The organism is Lactobacillus sp. UBA5813, assembly GCF_002417895.1.
In the GTDB taxonomy this organism is placed as follows: Bacteria; Bacillota; Bacilli; order Lactobacillales; family Lactobacillaceae; genus Lactobacillus; species Lactobacillus amylolyticus.
The window spans coordinates 1-19,503 of sequence record NZ_DICZ01000005.1; the positions used below are offsets into that span (position 1 = coordinate 1).

General features: G+C 40.1%; 19 protein-coding genes. 6 read left to right on the forward strand and 13 right to left on the reverse strand.

The features are described from left to right. Window positions 1-57 precede the first annotated feature (57 nt). From B2008_RS00605 to prmA, 10 genes are all read right to left on the reverse strand, one after another. On the reverse strand, window positions 58-1,278 hold the full coding sequence (locus B2008_RS00605; protein WP_281828886.1) for an SLAP domain-containing protein: 1,221 nt from the start codon (window positions 1,276-1,278) through the stop codon (window positions 58-60). A 130-nt stretch (window positions 1,279-1,408) separates the two neighbouring features. Next, the gene (locus B2008_RS00610; protein ID WP_281828885.1) at window positions 1,409-1,963 is read right to left on the reverse strand and encodes a metal-dependent hydrolase; all 555 of its coding nucleotides are present in this window, start codon (window positions 1,961-1,963) and stop codon (window positions 1,409-1,411) included. Window positions 1,964-2,120: 157 nt separating this feature from the next. Continuing rightward, window positions 2,121-3,266 (reverse strand): GH25 family lysozyme, encoded by a 1,146-nt coding sequence (locus tag B2008_RS00615; protein ID WP_281828883.1) that lies wholly within the window; start codon window positions 3,264-3,266, stop codon window positions 2,121-2,123. A 182-nt stretch (window positions 3,267-3,448) separates the two neighbouring features. Then, the gene (gene aspS / locus B2008_RS00620; RefSeq protein WP_281828882.1) at window positions 3,449-5,305 is read right to left on the reverse strand and encodes an aspartate--tRNA ligase; all 1,857 of its coding nucleotides are present in this window, start codon (window positions 5,303-5,305) and stop codon (window positions 3,449-3,451) included. A 3-nt stretch (window positions 5,306-5,308) separates the two neighbouring features. Then, window positions 5,309-6,595, reverse strand: a complete 1,287-nt coding sequence (gene hisS, locus B2008_RS00625; protein WP_281828880.1) for a histidine--tRNA ligase — start codon at window positions 6,593-6,595, stop codon at window positions 5,309-5,311. Between the two features lie 380 nt (window positions 6,596-6,975). Next, window positions 6,976-7,761 carry an Rpn family recombination-promoting nuclease/putative transposase gene (locus B2008_RS00630; RefSeq protein WP_281828878.1) on the reverse strand — a complete coding sequence of 262 codons (786 nt, stop codon included), beginning with the start codon at window positions 7,759-7,761 and terminating at the stop codon, window positions 6,976-6,978. A 128-nt stretch (window positions 7,762-7,889) separates the two neighbouring features. Continuing rightward, window positions 7,890-8,327, reverse strand: a complete 438-nt coding sequence (dtd, locus tag B2008_RS00635) for a D-aminoacyl-tRNA deacylase (RefSeq protein ID WP_281828876.1) — start codon at window positions 8,325-8,327, stop codon at window positions 7,890-7,892. Beyond that, window positions 8,328-10,577: a RelA/SpoT family protein gene (locus tag B2008_RS00640; RefSeq protein WP_281828874.1), complete on the reverse strand. Its 2,250-nt coding sequence runs from the start codon at window positions 10,575-10,577 to the stop codon at window positions 8,328-8,330. 16 nt (window positions 10,578-10,593) lie between these two features. Then, window positions 10,594-10,956: a hypothetical protein gene (locus tag B2008_RS00645; RefSeq protein WP_006352344.1), complete on the reverse strand. Its 363-nt coding sequence runs from the start codon at window positions 10,954-10,956 to the stop codon at window positions 10,594-10,596. A gap of 49 nt (window positions 10,957-11,005) precedes the next feature. Next, entirely contained in the window at window positions 11,006-11,950 is a 945-nt protein-coding gene (prmA, locus tag B2008_RS00650; RefSeq protein WP_281828872.1) for a 50S ribosomal protein L11 methyltransferase, read from the reverse strand. Window positions 11,951-12,014: 64 nt separating this feature from the next. On the opposite strand from prmA, the gene B2008_RS00655 reads away from it, so the two are divergent. After that, window positions 12,015-12,521, forward strand: coding sequence for an aminoacyl-tRNA deacylase (locus tag B2008_RS00655; protein WP_006352342.1), 507 nt, complete (start codon window positions 12,015-12,017; stop codon window positions 12,519-12,521). 255 nt (window positions 12,522-12,776) lie between these two features. Here B2008_RS00655 and B2008_RS00660 read toward each other — a convergent pair whose 3' ends face one another. Then, a complete protein-coding gene (locus B2008_RS00660; RefSeq protein ID WP_281828208.1) occupies window positions 12,777-14,141 on the reverse strand; it encodes a threonine/serine ThrE exporter family protein in 1,365 nt (454 codons plus the stop codon). A gap of 348 nt (window positions 14,142-14,489) precedes the next feature. Here B2008_RS00660 and B2008_RS00665 point away from each other — a divergent pair, with 348 nt between their 5' ends. The 5 genes from B2008_RS00665 to B2008_RS08310 all read left to right on the forward strand — a co-directional run bounded on the left by B2008_RS00665 (window position 14,490) and on the right by B2008_RS08310 (window position 17,410). Further along, entirely contained in the window at window positions 14,490-15,173 is a 684-nt protein-coding gene (locus tag B2008_RS00665) for a YSIRK-type signal peptide-containing protein (RefSeq protein WP_281828207.1), read from the forward strand. Further along, window positions 15,157-15,612, forward strand: coding sequence for a hypothetical protein (locus B2008_RS00670; RefSeq protein WP_281828206.1), 456 nt, complete (start codon window positions 15,157-15,159; stop codon window positions 15,610-15,612). Before B2008_RS00665 ends, B2008_RS00670 begins: the two co-directional genes overlap by 17 nt. Before the next feature lie 130 nt (window positions 15,613-15,742). Beyond that, window positions 15,743-16,159 carry a hypothetical protein gene (locus B2008_RS00675; protein ID WP_281828204.1) on the forward strand — a complete coding sequence of 139 codons (417 nt, stop codon included), beginning with the start codon at window positions 15,743-15,745 and terminating at the stop codon, window positions 16,157-16,159. A 275-nt stretch (window positions 16,160-16,434) separates the two neighbouring features. After that, window positions 16,435-16,794 carry a hypothetical protein gene (locus B2008_RS00680; RefSeq protein ID WP_281828201.1) on the forward strand — a complete coding sequence of 120 codons (360 nt, stop codon included), beginning with the start codon at window positions 16,435-16,437 and terminating at the stop codon, window positions 16,792-16,794. 508 nt (window positions 16,795-17,302) lie between these two features. Continuing rightward, window positions 17,303-17,410 carry an LPXTG cell wall anchor domain-containing protein gene (locus tag B2008_RS08310; RefSeq protein ID WP_369413865.1) on the forward strand — a complete coding sequence of 36 codons (108 nt, stop codon included), beginning with the start codon at window positions 17,303-17,305 and terminating at the stop codon, window positions 17,408-17,410. 78 nt (window positions 17,411-17,488) lie between these two features. On the opposite strand, the gene B2008_RS00690 is transcribed toward B2008_RS08310, so the two are convergent. Further along, window positions 17,489-18,283 (reverse strand): alpha/beta fold hydrolase, encoded by a 795-nt coding sequence (locus B2008_RS00690; RefSeq protein WP_281828199.1) that lies wholly within the window; start codon window positions 18,281-18,283, stop codon window positions 17,489-17,491. Then, on the reverse strand, window positions 18,280-19,218 hold the full coding sequence (locus tag B2008_RS00695) for an L-lactate dehydrogenase (RefSeq protein WP_281828198.1): 939 nt from the start codon (window positions 19,216-19,218) through the stop codon (window positions 18,280-18,282). The genes B2008_RS00690 and B2008_RS00695 overlap by 4 nt, the downstream gene beginning before the upstream one ends. Between the last annotated feature and the right edge of the window lie 285 nt (window positions 19,219-19,503).

Here is a 19,503-nt window from a genome sequence, read left to right on the forward strand (position 1 = left end):
TCTTAACTTAATGACATTGGGCACAAACCTGAAGTTTTATTTTTATCTTTATTATATTTATCCGATATTGCCTGCTTTAATGTAGCGAGCGACATTAATTCTGTAGTAGTACTTACCGTTTAATTTAACTTTCGCACCATAAACAGTTAGACTAGTTTCCTTCTTAAGAGTTGGAACGTAAACGCGTGTGCCCTTGCTGGTATATACGTAAGCATTATGACTTAACGTCTTGCGTGTACCATCAATGTTGCTTGCAACAAGGTATTGGTTGCTGCCAATCTTATAGAAGTTGCGACCATTAATCCGAACAATACCACCAAGAACTGTTACTTTGCTATAAGTTGGGTAAACATAGCTGCCTGAACGCTTGCCAGTTGAATCATAAACAGCTGCACGGTGCATAACCGTCTTAGTGGTTTTGACAGTGCTGGTAGTTGATGTACTGCTTGAAGCACTAGCTGAAGCCTGCTGATTAATATTGGTAGTAGCAGCTTGTGAGCTAGCGCTGCTTGTAGCAGTAGAGCTGGAGTTCATCGTTAAAGGCAACAATGAGGTATTGCCGTCAACACTCAGACCGCGCCAATTATCAGTGAATTGCCAAATAATGACTCCGTCCATGGATGGGAAGTAATTGAAGTTAGCTGTATCAATTCGGCCCATCGTAGCATATGAAGCTACCCACAGTGAATTAGGATATTTGGCTAATACAGAACTTGTACTAATGTTGTTGTTCAAAATTGAAGCTGAAGAATAAAGCAAAGGTTGGTAACCTGCTGCTTCTACTTGGTCCATAAATGCTAAAATTGCAGTTGCATTTGCGCTTGCTGAACCAGTAACGACGTTGCCATCCCCTGTTTCATAGTCACAAGCAAGATAAGCACCTGATGGCAAACCCATTGATTTAGCTACAGAGACGGCGTACTTACCTTCAGCAACTGCGGCTGAAGAATTAGAACTGAAAGTAGCAAAATGATAAGCCATTGGCAACATATTGTTAGCAATTGAACTCTTGATTTGGCTTGCACCGTTTGGGTTTTGATAGCTTGTTCCTTCAGAAACCTTTACAATGGCAAATTGGCCGCCAGCTTTTGCCAAACTGCTTACATCACTGCTTTGGTAAATTGAAACATCTACACCATATGATCTTGCGGCAACGCTAGTAGTTGAAGCTTTAACTTTAACTACCTTTGGCAAAACGTGATTATTGTTTAAAACAAATCCGGTCGCCAAAGCAGTCCCACATGCGAGTACCGCTAAAATCTTTTTCTTACTTTGCATCTAATTACCCCGATCTTCTATTTTTATTCTTTTATTTTCAATTTACATTCTATCATGATTTGTATTTTACAACCTTAAATTAACATGATATTCAGTTAAATAAAATAAAGGCTTTGTAACATTGCAAGCGCTACACTTTGAGGTCTGGCAAAGATAAGAGCCAAAGCCAGTAAATCGTTAAAATAATAATTAAAATTATTGCGATAAAAACAATTAATTTTTCAAAAAGACCACCAACTTTATAGTGAAGTTTTGGCCCATGGCACTTTTTTCTAAAAGGCGTCAACCAATTTACGCCCTGCTTGCTAAAACTATCTTCCAATAAATGCAAAAAGTAACCGATCGTTAGTCCCAGCCATAAGCTGCTCCAATAATCTGGAAAATTCCATGAGGTAAATTTGATCGGCATTAATAGACTCATCAAAAAATAGATTCCGCCACTAAAAATCAGGAAGCCAATCAGTGAATGAGTGATTCCCCTGTGCCGCAAAAAAAGACTGAAATTGATGACAGACTTGCGACTCACCGAACTATTATATTCATCAATATCTGGCAAGGAAGCACCGACTCCAGTTCCCAGTAGCATGATAAATGATGATCCAGGATTTATCTGTAAATTGTTGGTTGCAGCCAGGCCGAATTCGATGAGGGCAATACTAAAAATTCTATGGGAACGAGTTAACACTTCTTTCACCTCTTCAAAACAGCTGTTCTCATTGTAGCATACAAAGCCATATTATTTTTATACTTTACATAATTATGCTTATATCATTTAATTTTGGGCACAAAAGGAAAAGCAGCTCAATCAAGCTGCTTTCCTCTTATTTTTAAAATCATTTGTCTTAAAAAGCACTAGCGGCCATGTAACGGTTCTTGTTTACTCTATAAGCTTTCACACCGTTAATTGTTCTTTGACCACCATAAGTTACAACAGTTGTACCACTAGCTACTGGTGAAGTTGAAGTTGTAACGCCTTTATTATTAAAGATCGTAGTTGAACTCTTCAATACCCGCTTTACACCGTCAATGTTAGCCAACTTAATGTAAGAATTGCTGCCGACACGATAGTAACTGGTGTAATTAATCATGACAGCACCACCGTAGATGTTGTAGGTCTTGTAAGTAGTAGCATATCTGCCTGTGAAGACGCCTTTGCTGTTGTAAATCTTAGACTTGGTCATAACCATCTTCTTAGCGGTTACGCTACCTGCTGATGGAGCCTGACTTGAAGCTGCTGTGCTTGAACTTGAAGTAGTCAATGGTAAAAGTGAAATGTTACCGTCAATGTTCAAACCACGCCAATTATCAGTAAATTGCCAAATAATAACACCATTCATTGATGGGAAGTAATTAAAGTTAGGGGTATCAATTCTACCCATCGTTGCGTAAGATGCTACCCAAAGTGAATTTGGAAATGCAGCAGTAACTGCACTAGTATTGATGTTATTGTTTAATAATGAAGTACCTGAGTAAAGCAATGGCTTGTAGCCGCTTGCCTTGATTTGTTTCATGAATGCGATAATTGCTTTGGCACTTGCTGATTTGCCACCATTTACATTATTGCCATCACCAGTTTCCCAGTCACAAGCAATGTATGAACCAGAAGTTAAACCATAGGCCTTTGCACTAGCAACGGCGTATTTTGCTTCTGCAACGGCTTGAGTAGAATTAGCACCAAACAAAGCAAAGTGATATGCCATTGGCATCATACCATTAGCCTTAGCTGAAGCAATTTGTGCCTTAGCTTTTGAGTTACGGTAACTGGTACCTTCGCTTACTTTAACAATAGCAAACTTTGCACTGCTTGAGACACTTGATGATTGATAAGCAGAAACGTCCACACCATATGAACGTGAAGCAACTGTCGCTGCCTTAACGGTTTGCGTTTGCTTTGCTGAAAAACTATTGTTTGTAATTGTTACGCTTGCAGTAGCTAACATGCTTGCGCAAGCTAAAATGCTTAAAATCTTTTTACTACTCTGTTGCAATTAAATTCCCTCATTTTTAAAACTTAAATTCAGTACTTATTCATACCTATCACGCTAACCATAATAACAGATTTATAGTAGAAAAAATTTACAATACTATAACAAATCTTAGGACTTTTGTAATAAATAAAAAAAAAAACAGCCATTTTAAGCTGTTTCTTTGCATTCTTTTAAGGTTAAAACTAATCTTCATCCCAAGTAGAATTTTGATCAGCGTCTTCTTGAGCCATCTTTTCAAGACGAGCTTCAGTTTCCTTAACGCTCTTTTCAAATGATGGATCAACTTGAATACCGATGTCCTCAAGCTGTTGATCGGTAACAGGAGCTGGAGCGTGCATCATTGGTTCTGATGCTGATGCATTCTTAGGGAATGCGGTAACGTCACGAATGTTGTCCTTTTGAGCAAGCATCATAGCGAAACGATCCAAACCAATAGCCAAACCTGCGTGAGGTGGGAAGCCCATGTCCAAAGCATCCATCAAGTAGCCAAATTGTTCGTAAGCTCTCTTCTTAGTGAAGCCCAAAGCCTTAAACATCTTTTCTTGGATTGAACGCTTGTGAATACGGATTGATCCACCACCCATTTCGTCACCATTCATAACAATATCGTATGAACGAGCGTGGGCCTTGTGTGGGTCAGTATCTAATAATTTAATTCCTTCATCATCTGGCATAGTGAATGGGTGGTGAGCTGCGATCCAGCGGCCAAGACCTTCATCGTATTCAAACAGTGGCCAGTCAACAACCCAAACAAAGTCAAACACGCCTTTAGGAATAATGTCAGTTTCATGAGCAAATTCGCGACGCAAGTGGTTCAAGGCATCACAACATATCTTCCACTTGTCAGCAACAAAGACAACCAATTCTCCGCCTTCAAGATCGAATTCTTTCTTCAAAGCTTCTTTGTTTTCATCAGTCAAGAAACGAGCTACAGGACCTGAAAATTCACCATCTTCATATTTAACCCAAGCAAGACCTTTTGCGTGGTAACGCTTGATGTAGTCAGCTTTTTCATCAATCTTCTTACGTGAATATGCCTTAGCACCATTCTTAACGGCAAGACCCTTTACATAGCCGCCATCAGCAATTGCACCAGAGAAGACTTTGAAGTCTGAATCCTTAAAGATTGGACTCAAATCGTGGATGAACATTTTGTAACGAGTATCTGGCTTGTCACAACCATATTTGTTCATTGATTCAGTCCAAGTAATTCTCTTAATAGGAGTCTTAAGGTCGATGCCCATAACGTCCTTCATTACTTTCTTCAAAAGGCCTTCAGTATAGTCTTGAACACCCTTTTCATCAAGGAAGGAAGTTTCCATATCAATTTGCGTAAATTCTGGTTGACGGTCACCACGCAAGTCTTCGTCACGAAAACAACGTGCAAGCTGGTAATACTTGTCAAAGCCGGCACCCATCAAAAGTTGTTTGAACAATTGTGGTGATTGTGGCAAAGCGTAGAAAGAACCTGGGTAAATTCTTGAAGGTACCAAGTAGTCACGAGCACCTTCTGGGGATGACTTACCCAAGATCGGGGTTTCAATGTCGATGAAGCCATTCTCGTCAAAGAATTCATGAACAGCCTTCAAAATCTTGGCACGCAAAATAATTGCTCTTTGCAAAGTTGGACGACGAAGATCAAGATAACGGTACTTCAAACGAGTTTGTTCGGCAGCATTGATATCATCTTTGATTTCAAATGGTGGAACCTTTGATTTGTTCAAAATATCGATTTCAGTTGCGTCAACTTCAACTTCACCGGTCTTCATATCAGGGTTGACGTCAGAACGCTTTACAACTTTACCCTTAACTTCAATACAATATTCATTGCCCAAGCTGTCAGCAATATCCATCAATTCCTTACCGGAATCCTTGTTAACAACGATTTGCACGATGCCTTCACGGTCACGCAAGTCAATAAATACCAAATTTCCAAGGTTACGTACGCGTTGTACCCAACCATACAAAGTTACTTCTTGGCCTTCATATTTGGTCGTAATATTGCCACAATAATCTGTTCTTTTGTCCATATGTTCCATTTTTTAGTCCTTCAATTTTTCCATTACAGTTTGCATATCATTTAAATCATCAAGACTAAGATTAATCGTCTTTCCGTCAGCCAAACGTTTGATGTTTAAGGTACCATTTTCAAGCTCCTTAGCACCTAAGGTAATAACGTATTTGGCATGAACACGATCGGCTTTTCTAAATTGTTGCTTCAATTTCTTTTGATCTACATCATATTGAGTCTTGAAGCCTTGCTTTCTAAGTGAGCGTGCAATTTCGACCGTCTTCATTTCAGTACCTTCACCAATATTGGTAATAAAGAAATCAATGCCATTATCCTCAAACAAAGCAGGATTTTGTTCTTTCAAAACAAGCATCAGTCTTTCTTCACCGATACCAAAACCAACAGCAGGAGTTGCAGGACCGCCGAATTCTTCAACAAGGTGATCATAGCGTCCACCACCGAGAATGGTAGTTGCTGATTCCCATAATTTCTTGTCAGCAACCATAAATTCGAAGATAACGCCAGTGTAGTAATCAAGTCCGCGAACCAGATCATCATCGATTACATAGTCAATTCCTAATTGGGTAAGCGTATTAGTGATAGTTTCAAAATTCTTCTTGGCATCATCATCGAGAAATTCACGAATTTTCGGTGCATCTGGCAAGAATTTTTGATCTTCTTCAGCCTTTGAGTCCAAAATTCTAAGTGGATTCATGCTTAAACGTCTTTGTGAATCTTCAGAAAGTTGATCTTTTAGTGGTGTGAAGTAGTCAACCAGGGCGTCATGGTATGCTTTACGAACAGCTGCATTACCTAAAGAATTGATATGTAATTCGTAATTTTTAACACCTAATTCAGCTAACAAATCATGACCCATCATAATTGTCTCAACATCAGCAAGTGGACTGCTTGAACCAAAGCTTTCAACACCAATTTGATGGAATTCACGTTGACGACCAGCTTGTGGTCTCTCATATCTAAAAGTTGGATCAATGTAGAAAACATTAAATGGCTTAACAATTTCCGGTCCATAAAGCTTGTTTTCAACATAAGCACGAACCACGCCAGCTGTACCTTCAGGACGAAGGGCAATATGACGTCCACCCTTGTCGTCGAAATCGTACATTTCCTTTTCAACAATATCAGAACTTTCACCACTTGAACGTGCAAATACTTCATAGTTTTCGAAAATTGGAGTTCTAATTTCTCGATAATTTGCGCGTTTGAAGAAGTTGCTTGCAGTCTGTTCTACCTTTTCCCATGAATCTGAGGTGCCAGGCAAAATATCGACTGTACCTTTTGGTCTTTGAACTCTCATTTAATCATCCTTTTTTATATTCAACAAAAAAATAAAAAGCGTCCTTGAATTTAATCATGGGCGCTTCAGATTAGCACGGTACCACCTTTTGCTTGCTGCGATTAACGCTCGCAAAACGAACCATTATCTGCTAAAGGGGTCACAGATTAAGATCTATCTGTTCTCGCACCAATACGAACAGTCTCTTAAATAGATCATGCTAATCCTCAATCTTTGTCATCGATAATTCTTTTTTAGTTTATTGTTTTTAGATCTTAAAGTCAATCAATGTAAGCGATTTAGTTTAATCTTTCATCAATCGTTTTAATTTTTCGACAGGAATCTGGTCGGCAAAGTTGGTAATCAATTCTTCTAAAATTTGCTCATCTGAAATACCAAACTTACGGTAGCTTTTTATGTCCTTTTTGATTGTTTCGACTGTTCCCTGTAAGACCTTGATTTAAGCCCTTGCTCATACCTTCTTTAATACCTTGCTGCATGCCACGCTTCATACCAGCTTCTTCTGCATCCCGTTCGCGTTCGAGCATCTTTGTCTCGTATTCCATAATAATCGACCTCTTTTTCGGATCTCGATTTATTTCTTTGATTTTATTTTGAGCATAATCAAAATGACGATTTAGCTTTACCGGCTCATCGTTCATTAACCTAGCTAGTCCTTGCAAATCTGGACTAACCCCCTTAAATGAACCTTTTGAATTAATAATAACTTTGTGCGCTCTGTCGTTCAATCTTTTTGCCCGATTTTGGCCCAAATAAGTATGGGCCGAATATTTTAAAAGGACATCTCCTTCAGGATCAAAAGGACATAAGAAAATGATGTATGCTTCTTTCAAATCATTATAAGTCTTTCCTTTGCCTAAACTGTATTCACTATCCAATTTTGACAAATAGTATCGCATTCTCGAGCCAATGTCATGATTGTTCGCAACCTGCATCTCAACATCATATAGTCGCTGACCCTCGTCTTTAACTAAAATATCCAACCTAACGTCTTTTTGCTTGCGATGATAGTCATTAAGTTCTTTCTGCTTCTCAAGCCAGTCAATACTTTCAATCTTTATCTCTGGCAAAATAATCTGCAGAAGATATTTGCAAAACTCTTTGTTTTCCATCACCCAGCCAAATACCTTATCCTCGGTAAACCCAAACCATTTTTGTTCTTGCATATGGTCCAACTTTCTTATCAATGTAAGGAATTTTCTCCCCCACTTATATATTCGTAAAAAAAACGGGATTTTACCGAAAAATAAAAAAATCAGTTCAAATTAATGAACTGATTTTTATTCGTCAATTATTAAAGATCAAGAACAATGGTAAATGGACCATCATTTTCTAAACTGACCTGCATGTCTGCTCCAAATTCGCCGGTTTCAACATGAAAGCCATCATTTTCTAGTTCTTTGTTAAAATCCTCCCACAATTCCTTAGATTTTGGCTGACGCATTGCATCAACAAAGCTCGGACGATTACCCTTTTTGGTATTTGCCAACAAAGTAAACTGGCTGACACTCAAGATTTCTCCGCCAACATCTTTCAAAGATAAGTTGGTTTTGCCATTCTCATCTTCAAAAATTCTCATTTTGGCAATTTTGTCAGCAGCCTTTTTGACAACGGGCAATTCATCACCGTTTCTTAAGCCGACTAATAAAAGAAAACCTTTTTTAATTTTGCCAACTGTCTTGCCGGCTATATCAACTTGAGCATGATTGACTCTTTGTATTACAACACGCATCTAATTATCTGACCTCTTTGTTTCATACACATCTGGAATATCACGCAGTTTGCTTAAAATATCGTTCAATTGTTCACTGTTTGAAACAGAAACGGTGACATAAATATGAGCGATATTTTCATCATTGACCTTACCAGAAATATTGTTGATGTTCTTAGTCAATGAATTCAATTTGTTAACGACATCGCTTAGCAAGTTGCCGCGATTGTAGCCAAAGACTTCAATATTGGCATTAAATGCTTGAGCAGAATTCTCTTCAACATTCTCCCATTCAACGTCGATTAACCGCCCTTGCTGCTGAGCCACTTTGGTTATGTTTCGGCAGTCGCTTCTGTGAATAGTTACTCCGCGGCCTTTAGTAACATAACCGATAATTTTATCCCCAGGAACAGGGTTGCAGCATTTAGCCAAATGAAGCATCAAATCGCTGACGCCTTGAATCATGACGCCATTTTTGTGCTTGATCTTCATGACTGAAGAGTTGCCGTTCTTCTTTTTCGCCTTTTGCGTATTATCAACTGACTGCTGACCCGCGTTAAGAATGGCCTCTTCCCGCTTCTTCTGCTTTTCTTGTTGGTCTTTTCGTCTGATGTCTTCGGTCAAACGGTTGTAAACGCCCATTGCTGACTGATCGCCAAAGCCAATTGCAGCAAAAAGCTCGTCAGCATCATGGTAGTTAAAGTGATCGAGAATCTTCTCAATATGCTCTTTATCCATGAATTCTTTGGCATTCAAACCATTTTCCCGCAATAAATCAGCAACTTCCTGCTTACCACGTTCAATGCTGTTTTCACGATCCTGTGATCTGAAGTAGCGACGAATCTTGTTGCGAGCACGTGAAGTTTTAACCATATCAACCCAGTCGCGTGAAGGAGCCGCGTTGGATTGCGTCATAATATCAATCACGTCACCATTTTTAAGCTTATAATCTAGCGGCACCAGCTTGTTGTTTACTTTAGCACCGACCGCATGACTACCAACTTGGGTGTGAATTGCATAAGCAAAGTCCAAAGTAACTGAACCTTTAGGCAATTCATATACTTCTCCTTTTGGTGTGAAAACATAAACGCGATCAGAGAAAATATCGCTCTTCACGCTCTTCATGAATTCATCGGCATCTTTGGTTTCGTCTTTTAATTCCAAAATTTCGCGAAACATGTCAAGCTTATCGCCAGAGGACGTTTCTTGAACACCACTAAAGTTGCCGCGTTTGTATGCCCAGTGAGCCGCAACACCGTATTCAGCAACTTCATGCATTTGTTGAGTTCTGATCTGAATCTCAAGTGGCCGACCGCCAGGCCCAATAATAGTCGTGTGCAAAGATTGGTAACCATTGACCTTTGGAACGGCAATATAATCCTTAAACCGTCCTGGCATTGGCTTCCATTCCGTATGAACTGCCCCTAAAACGGCATAACAATCACGTACTGTTTTAACGATTACTCTAACTGCCAATAAATCGTAGATTTCATCAAAATCCTTATGCTTATTGACCATCTTCTTATAGATAGAGTAAATATGCTTTGGTCGACCATAAATTTCGTACTTGATGCCTAAGTTGTCCAGCGTCTTTTTCAAAACTGAGATCGCATCAGAAATATACTTTTCCCGTTCGCTCCGCTTAACATCCATTAAGTTAACGATTCGGTAATAGGCTTCCGGATTCAAATAGTGGAAGGACATATCTTCCAATTCCCACTTGATCGTTCCGATGCCAAGACGGTCAGCAAGTGGTGCATAAATATCCATCGTTTCTGAGGCAATCCGGCGTTGCTTATCAGGACGCAAATGCTGCAAAGTATGCATATTGTGAAGTCGATCGGCTAATTTGACCATGATGACCCGCAAATCCTTAGCCATAGCAATCAGCATCTTCCGGTGATTTTCAGCTAAAAATTCTTGGTGAGACTTGTATTGATACTTGTTCAGCTTGGTTACTCCATCAACGATAAAGGCAACATCTTCGCCAAACTCTTTTTTAATGTCATCGTTAGTTACGGGAGTGTCTTCGACAGTATCATGCAAAAATCCTGCGGCAATCGTATCCGGATCAAGACCCAATGCTGCCAAAGTACCAGCAACTTGCGTTGGGTGCATGATATACGGTTGGCCTGAAGCTCGCTTTTGACCAGCATGAGCTTTATTGGCAAATTCGTAAGCTTTTTCGACAAAAGCAATTTGCTCATCGTTCATATATTTTTTGCAGGCATCAATTACCTGATCATGAGTCATTTCAACGTATTTTGACATCGATCTTCATTCCCTTCTAACGATAGATTCGGTCACTAATTAAACCAAAAACCTCAAAAATCAAATAAATCACGCCAAAAACGTAATTATATTTGGCAAATCTGGGAATCATGGCTAAATCAAAAACAATCGGTAAGCAAAGCAGCCACCAACGCGACAAGGATCTTTTCTTAATCAGCTTCCCCAGGAAGTAACAGATGACGCTGTTAATGATTAAAAAAACAATTCCCTCACGCAGCACAATCGGAATTTTTAATAAACTCAAAATATAAGGCACGATTGCTACTAATAAGGACCACCAAATGACTGGCATAAATGGATAGTTATTAAGGCGCTTAATCAGCGGTATTGTTTGAAACTTGGACCAGATTTTTTGCATTAGAGATTTTTCCTCTCATAAAAGTTTAATTTAGTATATTCTAACACGATTATTGATCTTTTCTAGTAATAGAAAGCCCAATCCATCTTCCTTGACGCATCGTAAGATCAATCTTGAAGTTGTTGTCATCCAATGCCTTTTTAATCTTAGGCAATTGCAAATAATCAATTCCAGAAAAGATGATTTGGCCGCCTTGATTCAAGTGCGCATCCATTTGCGGAATCAGATCAAGCAAAATTTCAGCCAAAATATTGGCAACAATGATATCAAATTTGCCATCAACATTGGCAAGTAAGCTGGTCTTTTGCACGCGAATATTGTTTAAATCATTCAAAGCAGAGTTTTGCTTAGCGGCAGTCATTGATTCATCTGAAATATCAGTAGCCATAACGTCAGTGGCACCAAGTTTGGAAGCAGCAATTGCCAAAATACCGGAACCAGTACCGACATCAACCACGCTCATAGGCTTGATCATTGCCCGCTCAAGTCCCATCATAGCAAGTTGAGTCGTCTTGTGATTGCCTGTACCAAAAGCCAAACCTGGATCCAGCTTGATCAGTTGCTGATCTTTAAAAGCAGGTTTGTAGTCTTCCCATTCAGGTACAATTGCCAGGTGACGTGAAAAATCAATGACGTGGTAGTACTTTTGCCAAGCTGTATTCCAGTCTTGATCAGCAATATAGCTGGTTGAGATCTTGACATCCCCGATATTCAGGCCGTATCCTTTCAATTCCTGCAATTTATCGTTGAACTTTTTCACTAAAGCATCCTTATCGGCTTCTTCATCAAAGTAAGCCATAAATTGCATATCCTTAGGCAAATCCTTGATGTCGTCCATCTCAACGACGGTTGAATCATGCAGCCAGCCTGCTTGTTCAAAATCACTGCGTTTTCTGGCTTCTGTTCCTAAGGCATTTAAATTATCTTGGGCATAAATAGTTAATGCATCTTCTACTTCGTGACTGGTCTCAATTTTAATAACTAATAGCTTCATTAATAGTACTTGCTCCTTTAGAATTTTTCTTGTCAATGCTATCATGATTTTCGGAGGAAAGATCATGTCAAAGAAAAAGAAAAAAGATAAACTTGAAAAGACTTTGGTCGAAAAGATTTTAGACCAAAATAAAATTAAATATAGTCAAGCTTCATTCGCCACTCATGAAGATAGCGGCGGCGTTGCTCAAATGGACACCTCTATTTTAAAAGACAAAGAACATTTAGTCTACAAGACTCTGGTATGTGAAGGAAATAAAACTGGTCCATTGGTCGGCGTTGTTCCAGTGACTGAACACTTATCAATGAAAAAATTGGCTAAGATTTCTGGCAATAAGAAGTGCGAAATGCTGCCACTAAAGAAATTGCAAAAAACAACCGGCTACGTTCATGGCGCCAATACCCCAATCGGCATCTACTTCAACCATCACCTGCCAATCTTTTTAGATGATTCCATGAATGACGAAGAAGAAGTGGCTGTTTCCAGTGGTGAAGTTGGCCGCAGCGTTTGGCTTAATCCTAAGGATTTAGCAGCTTTTTGCCATGCTAAAGTAACCGATCTGAAAGAATAAAGCGTTTTCATCAATCCTGTTTGTGCTATACTGGCTTTGTTACCACATATAGAAAACATAGGAGAAGATGATTAGAATGAATATTTTATTAGGTTTGGCCGGCTTTGCAGTTGCCATGGTCGCAGTTGTATTAGTAATGCGAACAGCATTCGTTAAATAAGACAAATTTAATAGAAAGAAAAAGAGGTTGGAATTGATTTCCAATCTCTTTTTTTCTTCGTTATCTCGGACTTTTTCGAGTAGCTTATTGGCAACTTACAGGTCTACATGGCGCCATTTCTTGTCCGTTAAAATACGTGCTCCAAGAAGGCCTAGTGGCAAAGCAGCAACGATCATCAATGCTTCAACAAGCCAGAAGGCACCGATATTGATATTGGTGATCCCAAAATTGAAGATTCCCTGATACATGTAAAGTCCTGGAACCATAATAACGATTGAAGGAACGGTTAAGGCAATTCGTGGAAAACCAACCTTATTTCTAACGATGCTGGCTAAGAGTCCTGCAATTAGCGCACCGATGAAGGCAGCTAGGGCTGCTGGAAAATGTGCGTAATCGACAAGGCTTAATCTAGTGGTATTAGCGATAGCTCCGATAAATGCAGCAGTCAGTGCCATTGACGGTTTGGAATTAAACATAATTGAGAAGCCGAAGACTCCGCACATGCTGGCGATTAGTCGCAGACCGGTTAAAACAGGAATACTCAAGTTAAGATCTGGCATGTTCCCTGGCTTAAGCTGCAAGATCATCGCCATCCCCCATCCGGCCATGGTCGCAATAAAAATTATCAAGACGGCATAGGTCATTCGCTCAAGGCCAGACCTCATGTCCAGTTTTGACATGTCCAGTCCTGACGTAATAAATGGAAAACCAGGAATAACGAAGAGCATTGAACCAATATAGCCATATGCATGATCGTAATTAATATGGAAGAAAAGTCGCAAAAGCGAGAATGCAATCCAGTAAAAGAGGCAGGCAATGGCAACGCCAACGGCAATTTTGGCAACGAGCGTAATTTTTCGCTTACCCATTTTGCTTCTGACATAGTTGCCCATCCCCGCGCCGCAAAAAGCACAGATCACTTCAGGCAATCCTCCACTTAGTAAAAAGATGAAGCCGCCACAGGCTAAACCGGCAGCTAGACCTGAAATCCAGGTTGGATAGGTACTCTTATATTGGTTAATTTCATTCAAACGGGTTTTGATTTGCCCAAGAGTCCAATGACCGTGACCGGCTCTGAACTGCCGGACGAATTTTTCCATTTGGTTTAGCTTGGTCATGTTCACGCCAGTTGCCGGCAGGGACAAGGTTTGTGAATATGATTGATTATCCACATCAAAGCAGGTGTACTCAATTGAGACCAAACCAATATCGGCCGAACAGGTAATTCCGAGCGTTCGTGCAATGGTATCCATCGAATCGCGAACACGCCAGGCACCAGTACCGCATCCCAGCATCATGATACCAACCCGGCCAACCAGTGAGCCTTTTTCAACTATGGTTGCGTCACGAGCCAAGGTGTCGTCATCACTTTTGAAAAATTCTTCCCAGCGAACTCGCATGTGATGGTGATGTGATAACTTTCGTTTGCTTACTTTTTCTCTTTCCTTTTCTTCGTTCATAATGCCTCTGAATCAACTTCTATCTAATTAGTTAGCTTTTACAATTCTACCATATTAAGGTAAAAATATTTATTTTGTTTTCAAGTGATAAGTAAGTGTTATTTAATACGGCTATATATAGATTTTAACATAACATTTGCTTATTGTTATTGCCTAGTGCTTACTCTCCATAGAGGCTATTTATCAGGTATCTTTAATATTTTTCATTTTGAAATTAAATAATATATTTACAAGATAAATATTTTTATATGTTTTTGCTTTAAAGGTTATTTATTTGTGTTATTCTTAAATTGTCAATCAGATGAGAGTGAGATTAACAAGAAACATAACACAAAGAAGGATCAAATTATGAAACATAAAAATGATGTAATTTTTAACGCAAAATTAAATGGTAAACAAAAATTCAGCTTACGTAAATTAAGCATCGGTCTTGTAGCCGTTGCTTTAGGTACTACTTTCTATTTGACTAATGGTCAATTAGTTCACGCCGATGAAAATACTGATCAAAGCAGTCAAACTGCGGTTGTAGAGAACCAAAGTCAAGATTCATCTGCTTCTACTGATTCTAATAGCGAATCAAGTTCAAGCGATGATGCTTCTACTGCTTCAACTACTTCTTCTACTAGTGATGAAGAAAGCAAAAGTCAAACTGGTTCAGAACAATCAAACAGTTCTACTCAAGAAACTGCTAAGACAGAAGATTCAGCAAACAGCTCTGCTGAATCAACTTCTAGTGATGATGACAACTCCGATTTACAAACAGTTTCTACCGGATCAATCATTGATGGCAACGCTGATGCTTCTACTTTAAAAGAAAGCAAGAGCAAAAATCAGCAAACTGTTATCGTTTCCTCAAATGCAATTGATGAAAACGGCCAAGTTACTAGTGATCCTGCCAATACTACTATGATAGCTGTTCAATCTGAAGAAGCAAGCAGCACAGAAGCCAAAGAATTGACTTCCGACACATACCAAGTCAACAATGTTTCTGTTTCCGCCACAGATAAGACCACTGATGCTTCCAGCCATTGAAGACTTGAATGTCAACTTAACCATCCCTAGCACCAGCAAGGTCAACGATGGCGACTATCTTGACATCAATTGGGGTATCCCTTACCAAGACGACAATGGTCAAACTCAATACAAGAGTCTTGATCCTATCTTGTCTAACGATGTCGATCTGACTTACCAAAATAAAAATATCGGTAAAATTACCCAAAACGGTTCAAGTGGCTATCGCATTACCTTTAACAGTAATTTGCATGACTTCGGTACTCCCGTTAACGTCAGCCTTGACTTGCAATGGGCCAATGCAACTGATAAGGCAGGTGCTAACTCTGCCCTCGTCTACCAAGCTACTTCAGATAAAGACGAAGACGGTCAAGACTTCACGACAACTATTCCAAATGATGTAAAAATTGGTGATTCAACCTACAGCAGCGGCTTAACTGTTCAACTGGTTCAACAGTGAATTCTTAACCGCCCAATTAGACAAGACTGGCTATGACTTCACTGTTACCATCAAAGTTCCAAACAACCACTATTGGAACTATGGCTGGACCTCAGAACAAGATCTTATCAACGCAATTAAAAATCAAATCGTGGCTCCACAAAACCAAGTGGTAACCAACAGCGTTAACGGCGTCAGCGGTATTTATGCATTTACTAAAACACAAACCGGCGATAAGCCAGATCCAGGCGACGTTCAAGTTACTCGTACAATCAACGATAACTGGACTGATCCTAACCGTCCTGATACTCCTTCATACTTGGCAAGCTACCACATCGTCATTCCAAACCACAGCGTTTTGCTCAAAGGCGGCCTGACCTTCTTAGTTGTCAGTCATGATGGCTTCACTCTGCCAAAGGACATTATTAATGGAAATGAAGATTGGGCAGCTGGTGCTAAAGCTGCAACTGGTGGCAATTATGGCCCATACGGTCAACCTGGCTATAGTGCAGTTACTGACAACAAAACTCTTTGGGATTCATTGCAAAACACGGGCATCGGCTTATGATTCAGTTGTTAACAATGAAACCAATCAAGAAGTTGCCAGCGGCGCGCTTAGCTGGAGCGCTGGCATTGGCGTTTTGTACTACAACAGCGGTACTGCTTTAAACGACGGTCAAGTTAGCGACCTGGTCACTGCACACCTGACCACACCTGACCTTCAAGTATGACACTGATCCAAACAACATTACGGAAATTACGCCAGTAAATGACTTCTACTTCCAACAGCCAACTGGTACCGACATCAAATTCAGTACTGATGCTGATACTTATTTAAGTTCATTGCTCGGCAAGTACGACCGGGACAAGGTTGTTTCTGTTAACAAAGATGGCAGTGAAACTGCCCTTTCACCAGACAAGGATGAAGACATTAATAAGCTTTCCAGCTACGCATATGGCAAGCTTGATCAAACCAAAGCAAGTTCAGATACGGCTCCAATGGAATTCGTAGTTTACTTGAAGCAAAAATTCAGTGAACCAACTGAGCCTGAAACTACTACTAAGAAAGTCACTGAAACCATCAACTACGTTTTTGAAGATGAAAACGGTAATCCAACTAACGAAGTGAGTCGCCAATCTACGAGCGCTGAATTGACCTTCAATGGCACTATACCTGCCGGTTCAACTGGTGACTACACTTAGGCGCCTGAATCAGGCAGCTTTGCCGCTCAAACCATTGCTAGTGAAGATGGCTATGATTTAATTTCAGCTCTTCTCAGCGATGGAACCGATGAATTAACAACGCTTGCCGACGGTACAAAGCAAGTCAAGGCCATTAGCGTTGATCCATCTTCTGCAGATCAGGTTGTAACGGTTACTTTCAAGAAGAAGGCAGCTGTGCACCAATAAACCAACTGATCAAGGTTCAAATCCAACTAGTCAACCTACAAATGAACCTGATGATCAGCCATCTACTCCACCACAGCCTTCAGCTCCAGCTGCTTCAAATGATCAAGACGTTGCTCCTCGTGGTGAATCTGAAAATGCAAAGCAAACTAAGTCTACTAAGACTGCTGCAACAACTACAACAACTAGACCTAAAGCAACGACAATTGTCTTAAGTAGCAAGCACAAGAATGAAAAGAATATTTCTTCTAATATCACCAATACTTCAGCAAACAGCAATAATTCTTCCGCCAAGGCTGAAGAATTGCCACAAACCGGCGCTAAACAAAACAAGCTTACACTAATCGGTTTGGCATTTGCATCACTTGCTGGTCTGATTGGATTAGCAGGTACGCGCAATCGTAAAAATTAATCATTAACATCATTAAACTATAGATATACAAAAAGCCCACTAGATGAATTTCTAGTGAGCTTTTTTGTACTTTGATTTTTAAACCAATTTCTTCTTATGCAGGAAACGCATCACCGCGTCATGCATTGCTTCCGGCTGTTCCGCCTGAATCAAGTGACCACAGTTATCAATGACTTCAGTTTCAATGTCCGGATTAATCTCCTTAACGGCGTCCGTGAAGTGATAGTCAAAGAATGGTGAATTCTTCCCTGCCAAAACTAGCATTGGTACAGGCATTTCTTTCAAAATATCGCGCCAATCCTGTTCAGCATGATCAATTAGGCATTTATAATTGTCTCTTGCATCATAAGGGAAAACCTCTTGCTCTTCTTTTGCCGCCTCAAACATTTCGTCAGCAATATGAGCATAGAAGGCTTTGCCAAAAGGCCGCTTCAGATAGTCGGGATAATTCATCCACGACAGATCTCTAAACCCATACTGCCAATCAGTATCGGCAATCATCTTAGGCGATTGATCCAGATCAACCATCGCGCAAAGTCTGCCTTTGCCGTAAAGATCCAAATAGGACCACAAGTTGGCCGCACCCATTGAATTGCCGATGCCAATGACATCATGCAGGTTCAAAGATGCCAACAATTCTTCAACATCTGCGGCGTGCCGCGCAATGCGTTGACCCTTGTCTGTCCGCTCTGATTGCCCCTGGTTGCGCGGATCAAGCAAAATGATCCTATATATGGGATTAAAGAGCGAGATCATTTTATGCCAGAACTGGCTCGTTCCGCCAATGCCGGGAATCCCTAAAATGACCTTCTTGTCCTTTTCGCCTGTATCACTATAATGCAAAGCTACATGATCAGTTGTAATAAATCTCATTTACCTAAGTCTAAATCAACAGTGTTTAAAACTTCTTGCATCTTGTCAGCTGAGTTAAGCATCTTCTTCTTTTCATCATCTGACAATTCCGTCTCGATGACGTCGCTAATGCCGGAGCCGTCAATTGCTGCTGGAGTACCTAAGTAAAGTTCATGGTTAATGCCATACTTGCCTTTTACAGGTGCTGAAAGTGGCAAAACAATTGAACGGTTGTCCAGGATAGCTGACACAATTTGAGTAAGCATCATTGCAACACCATAGAAGGTTGCACCTTTGTTGGCAATGATCTTGCCGCCCTTCTTGCGAATGTCGGTTTCAACTTGTGCCAATACATCATCGCTAAGTTCATCATATGACTTAAGTGGCTTGCCGTTAATAGTTGATTCGTCAAAGTTTTCAAAAGAAGTGTCGCCGTGTTCACCAAGAACCATTGAGTTTACTTTTGAAACAGGAACGCCAACCCTCTTAGCCAATTCAACTCTCAATCTCATTGAATCAAGTGAAGAACCGGTGCCGATAACCTTGTTCTTAGGGAAGCCTGACAATTTTTGCGTCAAAGTAGTCAAGATATCAACTGGGTTAGCGGAAACAACGAAGATGCCGTGGAAGCCTGAGTCAACAACTGGCTTAACGATACTCTTCAAGATCTTGACGTTTTTGGCAACAAGGTCAAGACGAGTCTCGCCTGGCTTTCTTGGAACACCGGCGGTGATAACACAAACATCTGCATCTTTAGCATCGCTGTATTCACCTGGGTGGATGTCAGTTTGACCCATGAATGGCGTAATGTCTTCAAGGTCCATTGAGTCACCTACTGGACGTTGTTTAGCAACATCGCAGATAATCAATTCTTTAACATCACAGTTTTGCAATAAGTCGTTAGCAAAAGTTGAACCAACGGCACCGTCACCAACAAGCAATACTTTTCTAGTCATAATTTGTCCTCTCATTAAAAAATAATATCTTTCCAATACCTACATTTTTCATTATACTACAAACGCTTACATTATTGCTAGATTAAGGATAAATAGTCTTTTATTTTAGGCACAAAAAAACAGCGCGATTTACATCGCACCGTTTTGAGCTAAAAATATAGGAATTTTGAAAACTTACTAATTATTTTAGTTACGTTTTCTGTCACTTGCAAGTCCGAGCAATCATGCTGCGCTCTTCTTTTCGCCAGTTTGTGGCAAAGCGCTCTTCTTATCTGACTTAGCTGC

What these genes read in the sequence shown, in the direction of transcription:
- B2008_RS00630 (WP_281828878.1), bottom strand. Translation starts at nt 7,761, where the DNA reads ATGCAAGAACAAAAATGGTTTGGGTTTACCGAGGATAAGGTATTTGGC.
- hisS (WP_281828880.1), bottom strand. Translation starts at nt 6,595, where the DNA reads ATGAGAGTTCAAAGACCAAAAGGTACAGTCGATATTTTGCCTGGCACC.
- B2008_RS00665 (WP_281828207.1), top strand. Translation starts at nt 14,490, where the DNA reads ATGAAACATAAAAATGATGTAATTTTTAACGCAAAATTAAATGGTAAA.
- B2008_RS00660 (WP_281828208.1), bottom strand. Translation starts at nt 14,141, where the DNA reads ATGAACGAAGAAAAGGAAAGAGAAAAAGTAAGCAAACGAAAGTTATCA.
- aspS (WP_281828882.1), bottom strand. Translation starts at nt 5,305, where the DNA reads ATGGAACATATGGACAAAAGAACAGATTATTGTGGCAATATTACGACC.
- B2008_RS00645 (WP_006352344.1), bottom strand. Translation starts at nt 10,956, where the DNA reads ATGCAAAAAATCTGGTCCAAGTTTCAAACAATACCGCTGATTAAGCGC.
- B2008_RS00690 (WP_281828199.1), bottom strand. Translation starts at nt 18,283, where the DNA reads ATGAGATTTATTACAACTGATCATGTAGCTTTGCATTATAGTGATACA.
- B2008_RS00605 (WP_281828886.1), bottom strand. Translation starts at nt 1,278, where the DNA reads ATGCAAAGTAAGAAAAAGATTTTAGCGGTACTCGCATGTGGGACTGCT.
- dtd (WP_281828876.1), bottom strand. Translation starts at nt 8,327, where the DNA reads ATGCGTGTTGTAATACAAAGAGTCAATCATGCTCAAGTTGATATAGCC.
- B2008_RS00695 (WP_281828198.1), bottom strand. Translation starts at nt 19,218, where the DNA reads ATGACTAGAAAAGTATTGCTTGTTGGTGACGGTGCCGTTGGTTCAACT.
- B2008_RS00655 (WP_006352342.1), top strand. Translation starts at nt 12,015, where the DNA reads ATGTCAAAGAAAAAGAAAAAAGATAAACTTGAAAAGACTTTGGTCGAA.
- B2008_RS00640 (WP_281828874.1), bottom strand. Translation starts at nt 10,577, where the DNA reads ATGTCAAAATACGTTGAAATGACTCATGATCAGGTAATTGATGCCTGC.
- B2008_RS00670 (WP_281828206.1), top strand. Translation starts at nt 15,157, where the DNA reads ATGCTTCCAGCCATTGAAGACTTGAATGTCAACTTAACCATCCCTAGC.
- prmA (WP_281828872.1), bottom strand. Translation starts at nt 11,950, where the DNA reads ATGAAGCTATTAGTTATTAAAATTGAGACCAGTCACGAAGTAGAAGAT.